Here is a 13,742-nt window from a genome sequence, read left to right on the forward strand (position 1 = left end):
CGAATGGTGCTGACTCCCGGGAATGCGTGGCTTCTCGCCAATTGCCGCAGGGGCGAATTCCGTGCTCCCGCGTCGTCGTGCCTCTCGGGCTGGCGCTGGTGTGGGCAGCAACCATGAGCAAGCGCCCCCGCAATTCCCGCGCCATCATGGACCGACGCCAACCGGTTCCGGCATTTTTCTGTCTGCGCATGGAAAAGTCGACCGGCGCGCACTCACGCAGTTGACTGCTTTGGGTCGGGAGTGACCATGGGCATGAAATTCAGCATCTTTTATTTCGCCGATGGAGCCGAGGCGCGCGACGAGGGTCTCTACCGGCTGCTCATCGACGGTGCGCGTTTCGCCGACGAGAACGGGTTCGAGGCGGTCTGGACGCCGGAGCGGCACTTCCACGCCTTCGGAGGGCCCTACGCGAACCCGTCGGTGACCGGCGCCGCCATCGCCGCGGTCACCACCCGGGTGCGGATCCGCGCTGGCAGCGTGGTGGCACCACTGCACCATCCGCTGCGGATAGCGGAGGAGTGGTCGATGGTCGACAACCTGTCCGGCGGGCGGGTGGGGATCGCCTTCGCCCCCGGATGGAATCCCGTCGACTTCGCCTTCAGCCCTCAGGCGTACGACACCCGGGCCCGGGTGGTGGCGGAGACCGTCGAGCAGGTGCGGTCGTTCTGGGCCGGCGAGCCCGCCGCGGTGGTGGACGGCAAGGGGCAGACCCGTCAGGTGCTGCTGCATCCGCGGCCGGTGCAGAAGGAACTGCCGATCTGGCTCACGTCCGGCGGCAGTCGACAGACCTTCGAGTCCGCCGGACGGCTCGGTACGGGTCTCCTGACCCACCTGTTCGACCAGGACATCGACGAGTTGGCGGAGAAGATCGCCCTCTACCGTCGGGCGGCAAAGGAGTCGTCCACCGAGCCGAACGTGGTGGTCATGCTGCACACCCTGCTGGGCAACTCCCGCGAGGAGGTGCGCTCGCTGGTGCGGGCACCCATGAAGGAGTACCTGCGCAGCTCGTTGGACCTCATGTCGCGTACGTCGCTGGTGGACGAGGACCTCGATCCCGCCCTGCTCGAAGAGCTGATGGACGAGGTGCTCGAGCGGGCCTTCGAACGCTACTTCGCGCACGGCGCCCTGTTCGGGACGGTGGAGGACGGGCGGCAGCGCATCGAGGAGCTACGTGCGGCAGGTGTGGACGAGGTCGCGTGCCTCATCGACTTCGGTCTGCCCGACTCGACGGTCCTGCACGGCCTGCGTCATCTGCGGGATCTGAAGCAGTCATGCGACGAATGACGAACGCCGAGCGTGGCGGCCGTCGATGATGTGGACCTTGACGTGCACCTTGCAAAACGTTACGTTCGTTCTGCGGGGGGAGCTGATAATCAATGAGTGCCAACTATTATTATTGTCGTCGTGATGTGGCAGAAATTGCTCCGACCAGGCCCGTTGCACATCGCGGGATCCGCGTTTTGTCGGTCATTTCGACGGAATACGAGAATCGCGTGTTAATGGCGGCGGTGGGCTCGCCGCGACGGGCATGAGGGCGGATTAGGTTGCGCCTGCCAACGACGGGGGTCCGCACGGCGCGGCCCCTTCGCCTCGTCATAGCCGCACAGGCCTCGTCCACCTACGGCAGTTTCCTCAACATGGTGGCGCTGGGGCTGTTCACTCTGGACCTGACGGGATCCACAGTGCAGACCGGGCTGTTCATGGCCGTGCGTCTGGCTGCCGGGGTCGTCATGGCGCCGATCGCCGGAGTTCTCGTCGGCCGGTACACCCGGACCGGCCTGATGGTCACCGCGGACGTGGTGTCGGCCGCCATGCTCGTGCTGCTGGTCGTGGTCCCGGTGGGAGCGAAACTGGCGGTGCTCTACGGGCTCGCCGTCGTGCTCGGCGCCGGCCAGGCCCAGTGGGGTGTCGCGCTGCGCAGCGGGCTGCCCGACCTGGTCGGGCCCGAAGGGCTGGCCCGCGCCAACGCGCACCTCGTCACGGGCCGTTCGACGGCCATGCTGCTCGGCTTCGGGACCTCGGGCCTGCTGGTCACCCTGCTCGGCTACCACGCCGCGTTCCTTGTCGACGCGGCTTCCTTCGCCGTGTCCGCGCTCCTGCTGACCAGGGTGGGGAGCTGGCGCCCGGCGGCCGCGCCGGCGCGCGGGCGACAGGCCGGCCGCCAGCCCGGCCCGCGCCTCTCGCGGGCGCTGTCCGGGCTCGCCCCGGTGGTGCTGGCGATGATCGCGGTCCGGGCCGCCGACGCCTTCGGCTCCGCGTCGCACAACGTGGGGCTGCCCGTGTACGCGAGTCTGACCCACCCCGACGCGCCCGCGTCGTTCGCGGCCCTGTTCACCACGGCATGGGCGGTCGGCAGCCTCGTCGTCGGCCGCTGGTTTGCCCGCGCTTCCGGGCACCGCGACGCCGGTCGGGCCTCCCCGACGGCGTTCGGGATCGCCACCTGCGCGATGTCGATGCTGTTCATCCTCGCCTTCACCGGCCCACCGTTGTGGCTCCTGGCCGTCGTGGTGCTCATGGCCGGGATGGCGGACGGCTACGCCGAGATCACCTACACCACCCGCCTGCAACAGGTCGATCCGTCCCGCCGGGCCCACCTGTTCGGCCTGGCCGGCGCCGCGCAGAACGCCGGGTTCGGCCTCGGGATGGTCGTCGGCGCCTTCGCCCTCGACCAACTTCCCCCGCTCCCGGTGGTCGCCGCCGCGCACGGGCTGGCGCTCGTCGCCGCAGTCGTGTTCGTCATCGCCCACGCCCGCCCCCGGCCGCACCGACCCGCTGTACAGAAAGTCGAGGTTGCCCCGTGAACCCAGCACCGTCCGTCCGACCTCCCGCGATCAGCTCCGGCCCGGACGTGCCGGACGATGCCGCCCACCCCCGCACCCTGGGGGAGGCGCTCGTCCGGGCGGCCCGGGACTTCGCCGGCAGCGGCATCCAGGTGGTGGACGCGGACGGACGCGAGGAGTTCCTCGACTACCCGAGCCTGCTGGCCAGGGCAGAGACGTCGTTGGCCGGTCTGCGGGCACACGGGGCGCGGGCGGGCTCGTCGGTCATCCTGCGGATCACGTCCGGCGCCGAGTACTGGCCCGTCTTCGCCGGCTGCGTGCTGGGGGGCATGATCCCGCTGACCGTGGGTGCCCTCGGCGGTTACGACGCCGACGCCCCGGGTGTGGGCGCTCTCCTGCACGCCTGGCGCCGGCTCGGGGAGCCGCTCGTCGTGGGCGGCACGGACGACCGCGAGGTGCTCGCCCGCCTGGCGGTGCGGGACCGGGTGGTGGCGGCATCCGAGCTGACTGCCGGGGGTGACCGCCGGCAGGGGCCGTCCCTCGGCGAGGCGGGCCGGATCGAACCGGTCGACGACCCGGAGGCGGTGGCGCTGCTGCAGCTCTCCTCCGGCAGCACGGGCACCCCCAAGATCATGCCCCTGACCCACCGGGCGCTCGCCGAGAACGCCGTCGGCGCCCGGGAGATGCTTGACATCGGCTCAAGCGACATCCTGCTCAACTGGCTGCCGTTGGACCACTCCGCGGGCCTGCTGCTCTACCACGTCGCCGGGATCTTTCTCGGGGCCAGCACCGTGCACGTCGCCACCGAGGTGGTGCTCGCCGACCCGCCGCGCTGGCTGGAGCTGATGCGGCGGCACCGGGTGACGCACAGCTGGGCACCGAACTTCGGGCTACGGCTGGTGGCCGACGCGGTCGCGCGTACGCCGGACCGGCGGTGGGACCTTCGCGACGTGCGATGCCTGGTCAGCGGAGGGGAACAGTGCCTGTCAGAGACGATCGAGGCGTTCCTGGCGGTCAGCGGAGTTCCGGTGGCGGCGGTGCGTCCCGCCTGGGGCATGTCGGAGACCACCACAGGCATCACCTACGCCCACTACGCAGCGCCCGGCACCCGGCACCGCCTCCGTACCTCGAGTCTGGACGGTGACCTGGAGTGGGCCACCGAGGACGACGCCCCGGAGACCGTCACCGAGTACCTGTCCGTCGGACGCCCCGCCCCGGGAACCACAGTGCGGATCGTGGACCACGACGGCACGGTGCTCCCCGAGGGTCGCATCGGCCGCCTCCAGATCACCTCGGCCCGGGTCACGCGCGGATACCTGGACGATCCGGAGGCGTCCCGGCTCGCGTTCCCGGGCGGAGACGACTGGCTCGACACGGGCGACCTCGCGTTCATGCGAGACGGGGAGATCGCCATCACCGGACGCGCCAAGGACCTGATCATCCTCAACGGACAGAACCTCCCCAGCCACGAGGTCGAACGGGTGGTGGGCGAGGTGCCCGGCGTACGCGCCGGTTCGGCCGCCGCCGTGGGGGTGTCGAATCCCCGCACCGGGACCGAGGCGCTTGTGGTCTTCTACGTCCCCGACGACGCCGACGTGCCTGTCGACCGGGTGGTCCGGGGCGTCACGTCCGTGGTGGCCCGGCGCTGGCAGGTGACGCCTGAGGCGGTCGTCGCGGTGCCGGCTGACGAGTTCCCGCGTACCTCGGGCGGGAAGATCCGGCGCGCGGCGCTGCGCCGCCGCTACGTGGCCGGGGAGTTTCCCACGCCGGGCCGCGATGGCGCGGACGCGGACGCCGCCGGCGCGCTGCCCGCCGCGCCCGGCCACGCGGAGGTACGGGCCCTGGTGGCCGACATCCTCGCCGACCTGACCGGCGCTGCGGTGGACCCCGGTGTGCCGTTCTACGAGCTGGGCGTCGGATCGGTCGAGATGGTTCGGCTCCGGTCCCGCCTGGAGCAGGCGCTGGGCCGCCGGATCTCCGCGCCCACGCTCTTCGCCCACCCCACGGTCCACGCGCTCACCGCCCATCTCGCCGCCACCCCCGCCGCGCCGGCACCGGCGCTGATCGAGTCGAAGACACGGGACCGGCGGGTCGCGGTGATCGGCATGGCCGTGCGGTTCCCCGGTGCGGACACCGTCGAGCGGTACTGGGCCAACCTGCTCGCCGGGGTGGAGAGCATCCGCTTCTTCACCCCTGACGAACTGGTGGCGGCCGGAGTTCCGCCGGAGACGGCTGCCGCTCCCGACTTCGTCGCCGCGAGCGGCACCCTCGACGACATCACAGGCTTCGACGCGGGATTCTTCGGCATCTCCGCGCGGGAGGCCGAGATGCTGGACCCGCAGCACCGACTGTTCCTCGAGACGTGCCACCACGCGTTGGAGGACGCGGGGCACCCGGGCGACGGCCCCGGTCTTCGCACCGCCGTCTACGCGGGCAGTGGGATGAACCTGTACCCGCACCACAACTACCTGCGGCACCAGCTCGGGGAGTTCACCGGGTCGGCCGATCCGGTGGCGTCGATCGGGGCGGCGCTCGGCAACCAGCCCGACTTCCTGGCCACCCGGATCGCCTACCGCCTCGGGCTGACCGGGCCGGCGATCAACGTGCAGACCGCCTGCTCGACCTCCCTGGTGGCGGTGCACCTGGCGGTGCGGTCCCTGCTCGACGGGGAGGCGGATCTGGCTGTCGCCGGCGCCGTCGCGCTGCACGTGCCGCAGGTGACCGGTTACCGGGCCACTCCCGGGTCCATCCTGTCGTCAGGCGGGCGCTGCCGGCCGTTCGACGCCGACGCCGACGGTACGGTCGGGGGCAACGGTGTCGCCGCGGTGGTCCTCAAACCGCTCGACCGCGCCCTCGCCGACGGGGACCGCATCCACGCGGTGCTCCTCGGCTCGGCTGTCAACAACGACGGCGCCAGCAAGGTCGGCTTCACCGCCCCCGGCGTGTCCGGCCAGGTCGACGTCGCCCGACGGGCGCTGGATGTCGCGGCGGTGCCGGCCGGGTCGATCGGCTACGTCGAGGCGCACGGCACCGGCACCGCCCTCGGCGATCCGGTGGAACACCACGCCCTGGCCGAGGTGTACGGCGACGCCCGGCCGATCCTCGGCTCGGTCAAGGCCAACATCGGCCACCTGGACAGCTGCGCCGGCATGGCCGGTCTGATCAAGGCGGTCCTGACCGTCCGCGACGGCCGGATTCCCCCGCAGATCAACTTCACCCGGCCGAACCCGGCGATCGAGCTGTCCGACGGCCCGTTCACGATCGTCACCGACCGCACCGACTGGCCGCAGGCCTCCCATCCGCGCCGGGCGGCGGTGAGCGCGCTCGGGGTGGGCGGCACGAACGCCCACCTGCTCGTCGAGCAGCCGCCGGTGCCCCGCCCGGTCGGTGGGTCCCCGGGCCAACCGGCGCCGGGACTGCTGCCCCTCTCCGCCGCCGACCCGAGCGCGCTGCGGGACCTCGCCGCCCGATACCGCGACCGGCTGCGTTCCCAGCCGGAACTGCCGATGGCTGACGTGGTCTCTACCGCCGCCCGGGCCCGCCGCCATCTGCGACACCGCCTGGTCGCCCGCGCCAACTCCACCGCCGCGCTGGCCGACGCCCTGGACGGTTACCTGAGCGGCGTCGACGACAGCAGGGTGCGGGTCGGGCAGGCCGTCGCGGAGACGCCCGGCTCGGTCGCGCTGGCCTTCCCGGGGCAGGGGGATCTCCGTGGGGTCGTCCTCGACCTCGCCGAGCGCTTCACTGTGGTCCGACAGGTGCTCGACGAGGGGGCCGAGGCCTACCGGCGGGCGGCCGGCGGCGACCTGGTCGCCCGACTGCGCGAGCGGCCGGGCGCCGGCACCCGTCCGACCGACGTGGCGCAGCCGGCCCTCGTCGTCACAGGCGTGGCGCTTGCCGAACTGTGGCGGTCCTGGGGGCTGGACCCCGGCTGCCTCGTGGGGCACAGCGTGGGGGAGTACGCCGCACTCGTCGCCGCGGGCGCCCTGTCGCTTGCCGACGCGGTCACGCTCACCGCCCATCGTGGCCGGCTCATGCAGCAGGACATGCCGCCCGGCGCGATGCTCGCGGTGCTCGCGGACGCGGACGTCGTACGGGAGCTGGTCGCCGGGACCGAGGTGGAGGTCGCCGCCCACAACGGTCCGAAGCAGTACGTGGTCTCCGGGCCACCCGAGGCGGTGCGGGCGTTGGCCGTCCGTGCCGAACGACTCGCTGCGGTGACCCGCCCGCTGTCGGTCGACCGGGCGTTCCACTCGGCCGCAGTGGAGCCGGTGCTCGACAGGTTCCGGCGCGCGGTCGAGGGGGTCACGGTACGGCCGACCCGGGTGGCGGTGGTCAGCACCGTGGACGGGCAGGTGCGGCGGGCGGGCTGGCTGCCCGACGTCGACTACCTGTGTCGCCAGGCCCGCCAGCCGGTCCTGTTCGACGCCGCGGTGCGGACCCTGCACGAGCAGGGTGTCGCGACGGTAGTGGAGGCGGGACCGGACGGTGTGTTGAGCGGGATCGCCAGGGGCGCCGGGTCGGAGCTGCGGTGGGTGCCGTCGCAACGCAGGGAGCTGGCACCCGTCGACGGGGTCTGGCAGGCCGTCGCGGAGCTGCACGTCGGCGGAGTCGGGGTGGACTGGGCGGCGCTCACCGCCGACTGCGGCGGCCGGCGGACGTCGTTGCCGGCCTACCCCTTCCAGCGGCGGCGGTTCTGGGCCGAGAAACGAGGACCTGTGGAGCAGCCCCCGCCGTCGGCGGCTGGCGTACCGGCGGAGGCCGTCGCGGCAGCTCCGCCGGTCGCGCCCGACCGGGAGCGGCAGCCCGATCCGGCGGTGGACGCGGCGCTCACGCGGGTGCTTGCCCTGACCGCCGAGCGGCTCGGCGTGGACGCCACCGAGATCGACCCGGACGAGACGTTCCTCCAGTCCGGCGCGGATTCGCTGCTCCTGATGACCATGTCCCGGGAAATCAACAACACGTTCGGCGTACGGATGCCGGTACGCGACCTGTTCGGCGCGGTAGGCACCCCCCGCCGTCTCGCCGAGGCGGTGGTCGGCGGTGCCTCACCGGCGACGAACCCTGCCGACCCGGCGTGTCCGCCGGTCCCGTCGACCGCGCCCGTCCCGTCGACCGTGCCCGTCCCGTCGACCGTGCCGCTGCCGGAGCCGGGGCCGGTGGCGGCGGACCCGGCGACCGCGCGCGCGAACGGCACGCCCCCACCGGCGAGCGCAGGGCCACCGGCGGACGTGGCCACGCCGCTGCCCGGCGGCCCCGGGGAGGTGTCGGCCGACCTGGTCGCCGTCGTGAACCGTCAGCTCGATCTCATGCGGGACCAGCTCGCCCTGCTCGGGGGCGGGACACCGGCCCCGCCGGCCCAACCGCTGCCACCGGCGCAGCCCGCGCCTGTCCCGCAGCCCGCGCCTGTCCCGCAGCCCGCGCCTGTCCCGCAGCCCTTGGTCGCCCGGCAGCCCGTGGTCGCTCCGCGGCCGGCTGTCGCCCCGCAACCGGCGCCGGCCGACACTGTCGACTTCAGCCTCTACTTCTTCGGCGACTACGCCGAGCAGGGCCGGGACGACTCGTACGAGGTGATCCTGGACGCCGCCGAGTTCGCCGACACGCACGACTTCCACGCCGTGTGGTTGCCCGAGCGGCACTTCCACTCGTTCGGCGGGATCTTCCCCAACCCGTCGGTGCTCGCCGCCGCCCTGGCGGTACGGACCCGCCGGTTGCGGCTCAACGCCGGGTCGGTGGTGCTGCCGCTGCACCATCCCATCCGGGTCGCCGAGGAGTGGTCCATGGTGGACCGTCTCTCCGGTGGCCGGGTCGGTCTCGGCTGCGCGCCCGGTTGGCACGCCAACGACTTCGTCTTCTACCCGGACAACTTCCGCCGCCACAAGCAGGTGATGTACGAGAACCTGGACACCGTCCGGCGGCTGTGGCGTGGCGAGGCCGTCCAGGCCCGCTCCGGCACCGGCGAGGACATCGACGTCCGGCTCTTCCCCCGTCCGGTGCAGGCCGAGCCGCCGATCTTCACGGCCATCGTCGGCAACCCGGACAGCTACCGCGAGGCCGCCCGCCGGGGCCTGGGCGTGGTGACCAACCTGATGACGCAGGACGTCGCGCGGCTGGCGGAGAACATCGCCCTGTACCGCCGCACCCGCGCCGAGCACGGGCTCGACCCCGACGCCGGACGGGTCGTGGTGCTGATGCACACGTACCTCGACGAGGACGCCGAGCGGGCCCGCGCGACGGCCTTCGAGCCGTTCTGCGCGTACCTGCGCTCGTCGTTCAGCCTGCTCGGGCAGGTGGTCAACAGTCTCGGGATGAACATCGACCTGGCCGACACCCCCGACGACGACGTCCGGTTCGTGCTCTCCCGCGCGTACGAGCGGTACTGCGACGAGCGGGCCCTCATCGGGTCACCGGAGAGCTGCCGGCCGGTCCTGGACCAGATCCTCGCGGCGGGCGCGGACGAGATCGCCTGCTTCGTCGACTTCGGCCTGCCGGCGCAGGCGGTCCGGGACGGGCTGCCGGTCATCGACACGCTGCGCCGGGCCACCCGCCGCCGAGAGTCCCGACCCACCGCCGAGGTGGTCGACACGGCACCGCTGTCGCCGGGGCAGCGGCGGCTGTGGCTTGCCGAACAGACCCATCCGGGCACCCCCGCGTACACCGAGGGCGCCGCGGTGCGGCTGCACGGCACGCTCGACCCGGTCGCGTTCCGCGGCGCGGTGCAGGACGTCGTGGACCGGCACGCCCCGCTGCGGACCACCTACCGCGAGATCGACGGGGAGCCCCGCCAGATCGTCCACCCGCGACTGGAGGTCGCCATTCCGGTACGCGACCACGCGGGAGCCGACGAGGAGACTGTCGTACGGGAGGCGATGGCCTCGGTGAGCGGCCGTCTGTTCGACCTCGTCGAGGGACCGTTGTTCACCTTCGAACTGCTGCGCCTCTCCCCGACGCGGCACGTGCTGGTGATGGCGTTCCACCACCTGGCCACCGACGGCGGCTCGTACGCCGTGCTGACCCGGGAGGTGTCGGCGTGCTACCAGGCCCGAGTCGCCGGCCGTACGCCGGACCTGCCTCCGCTGCCGGTGAGCTATCCGGAACTCACGCGGGCCCGTGCCGCCGCCGACGAGCCCGACAAGCACCTCGACTACTGGCTGAACCAGCTCGACCCGCCGCCGCCGACCCTGGTCCTGCCGTCTGACCGGCAGCGGCCGGCCGTCCCGTCGGCCGCCGGTGAGAGCCTCTTCGTGGACTTCCCGGCCGACCTGGACGAGCGGATCCGACGGTTCAGCCGGGCCGAGGGGGTGACCCCGTTCAGCACCCTGCTCAGCGCCTTCGGGGTGATGCTGTTCCGGTACAGCGGGCAGCCAGACCTGGTGGTGGGCACCGGCACCAGTGGACGGGACGAGAACTCGCAGGACCTGATCGGGTTCTTCGTCAACACGGTGCCGCTGCGACTGGACCTCACCGGCGACCCCACCTTCCGGGACCTCGTCGCGCGGATCCAGGCCAGCGCGGTCGACGGGTACGACCACGTCGTCCCGTTCGACGTCCTGGTCCACGCGCTCGCCACGGACCGACAGGTCGGACACCATCCGCTCTTCGACGTCGTCGTCGAGTACGAGAACGGCGACGAACTCTTCACGTTCGACCTGCCCGGGGTGACGGCGACGCCCCTGCGGGTCGGTCTGGACAAGGCGCCCGTCGACCTCATCGTCTACCTGTCCCACCGGGACACCGTGCACTGCCACGTCGAGTACCGGACCGAGGTGTTCGACCGCACCACCGTGCGGCGGTTCCTCGACGACGTCCAGCGGGTGCTCGACCAGGCGACCCGGCATCCCGGTGATCCGCTGTCCCGCCTGGCGACAGGCCTCGACGTGCCGGCCGGGCAGCTCGGTGGGCCGCGCACCGAACCGCTCGCCGAACTGCTGCACGACCCGTTCGTCAGGCAGGCGTCCCGTACGCCCGACGCCGTCGCGGTGGTCTGCGGCCAGACCCGGTGGACGTACCGGGAGCTGCACCGGCGGGCCGAGCTGTTGGCCCGCCGGATCGCCGCGGCCGGGGTGGGACCTGACGACGTCGTGGCGGTGCTCCTGCCGCGACGGCCCGAACTCGTCGCCGCGCAGCTCGCGGTCCTGATGGCCGGCGCCGGGTTCCTCCCCCTCGATCCGGCGCTGCCGACCGCGCGCGTCGGTGCCCTGCTGGCCGACAGCGACGCACGGCTGCTGCTGACCACCGCCGAGGTCGACCACCCGAGGGAGGTGGCGTACGTCCTCGTGGAGGAGCCTGTCGACCCGCACCTGCCGCCGCCCTCGCGGGTGCCCGCCCCCGAGCACCTCGCCTGGTGCGTGTACACCTCGGGTTCCACAGGCCGACCCAAGGGGGTCCTGGTGCCGCACCGGGCTGCCGTGGACACGGTGTCCTGGCATGTGCGGGCGCTCGCGCTCACCCCTGCCGACACGGTGGCGCACGGCCTGGGGTTGGGCTTCGACGCGAACCTCGCCGAGATCCACCCGGCTCTCGCCGCCGGCGCCACCGTCCACCTCGTCCCGGCGGAGGTCCGGTCGGACCCGGCGGCCCTGGTCGACTGGTGGTCCCGGCACGGCGTCACGGTGGCGCTGCTGCCGGCGCCCCTGGCCGAGCTGGTCTTCGCGCTACCGGATGCCGCGCCCGCCACTCTCCGGACGCTCGTCGTCGGGGGCAGCCAGCTGCGGCGTCGCCCGCCCGCCGGCTTCCCCGCGGAGGTGATCAACGCCTACGGCCCGACCGAGTGCAGCATCGTCACCACTGCTGGCCCGGTGTCGCCGGCCGGCGACGGACCCGTCGACATCGGCACCGCCGTGGACAACAGGCGGCTGCATCTGCTGGACCCCGAGGGCCTTCCGGTGCCACCGGGAGCGGTGGGGGAGTTGTACGTGAGCGGCGCCGGTGTGGCCCGCGGCTACCTGGGGCGACCCGCCGACACCGCCGCGGCGTTCGTGCCGGACCGGCACCAGCCCGGCGAGCGGATGTACCGCACCGGCGATCTCGTCAGGCTGCGCGGAAACGGCACCCTCGAATTCGTCGGCCGGTGGGACGACCAGGTCAAGATCTCCGGGCACCGGGTGGAGCCGGGCGAGGCCGCCGCCGAACTGGCACTGTTGCCAGGTGTACGGCAGGCGGCGGTGATCGCCCGCCACGACCGGGGCGACGACCCCTACCTGGCCGCGTACGTGGTGACCGACGAGACCGACGGGCCGGCCGGCGCCCGGACCGCGCGGCTCGCCTCGCTGCTGGCCGATCGTCTCCCCGCGCATCTGATGCCGACGGCCTGGGTGCTGCTTGACGCGCTTCCCACCACCGACACCGGCAAGGTGGACACGGCCCGTCTGCCGGCGCCGGCCGCCGCGCCCGTCGACGAGCCGCCCCGCACGAGTCAGGAACGGTTCGTCCACGATGCGTGGTGCGCTGAGCTGGGGGTGTCCCGGCTGTCGGTGGACGTCCCCTTCACCGCGGCCGGTGGCCACTCTCTCGCCGCCGTCCGTCTGGCCAACCGCCTGACCGCGCTCGGCGAGGTAACGGTGAGCGTGCACGAGGTGCTGCGCAGCCGTGGCATCCGGGACATGGCGGCGGCCCTGTCGCCGAAGGGTGGCGACGCGGTCGTGGACCGGGCGCCGACGACGTACCAGCAGGAGCTGATGTGGCGCCGCCAGCGTCAGGCGCCCAATCCGCCGGCCGTGCACATGGCGGTGCGGATGGACCTCACCGGCCGACCCGACCTGCCCGCTCTCGGACGCGCGGTGGACGGGCTCGTCGCGAGGCACGAGGCGTTGCGGACCCGCCTGGTGGAGCGCGACGGTGAGCTGATCCAGGAGGTCCTGCCGGCGGACGGGGTGGGCTTGCCCGTGGTCGACCTCCGCGCGGACCAGGTCGACGAGTGGTGCCTACGCGTCGGACGGGAGACCTTTCCCGACGATGTCGGCCCCTGGCTCCGGGCCCGACTGGCCCGGGTCGACGACGAGACCCTGGTGCTGATGCTCGTCGTGCACCACCTGAACGGCGACGGATGGTCGATGCTCCAGCTCCTCGACGAACTGGGGCGCGGGTACGCCGCCGAGCGGGGGGACGCGACGATCCCGTCACCACCCCCCTCCACCTACCTGGAGTACGCGCGCCGGCAGCGCGCCACGCCTGTGGCGCCTGACGTGCTCGCGTACTGGCGACGTCAGCTCGACGGCGCTCCGCGCGCGGTGGCGCTACCCACGGACCGGCCGCGTCCGGCGCGGTTGTCAGGTCACGGCGAGGAGTTCACCTTCGACGTCCCGGCCGAGTTGACCGCGCGTGTGACGCGCTTCGCCGCCCGCAGTGGCAGCACGATCTTCCCCGTGCTGGCGGCGGCCTACGCGTGCCTGATGCGCGAGCTGACCGGCAGCGGCGACATCGTGCTCGCCTGTCCCTACGCCCACCGCGACGACCGGACCTTCGAGTCGGTGGTCGGTCTGTTCACCAGTCCTCTGCTGCTGCGGCCACCGCTTGCCGCCGCGACGTCCTTCACCGAGCTGGTGGCCGGCACCGAGCGGGCGTTCCTCGACGCGATCCGGCACCAGCCGGCGCCCCTGCCCGCGATCTACGCAGCGGTGGATCCCGAGTGGCACGCCGGTACGCCGCCGGTGGCCACCCTGCTGTTCGGGATGAATCCGGGCGTACCCGAGGTCGAGCTGCCCGGCCTGACGGTGCAGGTGACGGACCAGGGGCTCGGCTGCGCCCGCCGGGACTTCTCCATGGTCGTCACGCCGTTCGCCGACGGCCTGCGTGGCGTGGTCGAGTACTCCACCGACCTGTTCGACCGCTCGACGGTGCAGGCCTGGTGTGGGAGGTTCCTGGACCTCCTGCGCGAGAACCTCGTCGACGCCGGGCGGCAGGTGGGCCCGCAGAGCTGACCGCAGGCTGGCTGACGCAACCCCGCCGACCTCTGATCGTTGG

General features: G+C 72.8%; 3 protein-coding genes. All 3 read left to right on the forward strand.

Features of this window, described 5'->3' with window-relative positions:
* Positions 1 to 246 precede the first annotated feature (246 nt).
* Positions 247 to 1,284 (forward strand): MupA/Atu3671 family FMN-dependent luciferase-like monooxygenase, encoded by a 1,038-nt coding sequence (locus ACFY1S_RS26740; RefSeq protein ID WP_387123301.1) that lies wholly within the window; start codon positions 247 to 249, stop codon positions 1,282 to 1,284.
* Positions 1,285 to 1,544: 260 nt separating this feature from the next.
* Positions 1,545 to 2,801, forward strand: a complete 1,257-nt coding sequence (locus ACFY1S_RS26745) for an MFS transporter (RefSeq protein WP_387123303.1) — start codon at positions 1,545 to 1,547, stop codon at positions 2,799 to 2,801.
* Entirely contained in the window at positions 2,798 to 13,699 is a 10,902-nt protein-coding gene (locus ACFY1S_RS26750; protein ID WP_387123305.1) for an amino acid adenylation domain-containing protein, read from the forward strand. The genes ACFY1S_RS26745 and ACFY1S_RS26750 overlap by 4 nt, the downstream gene beginning before the upstream one ends.
* Positions 13,700 to 13,742 lie beyond the last annotated feature (43 nt).

It is taken from the genome of Micromonospora sp. NPDC000663 (assembly GCF_042898105.1).
Lineage (GTDB): Bacteria > Actinomycetota > Actinomycetes > Mycobacteriales > Micromonosporaceae > Micromonospora.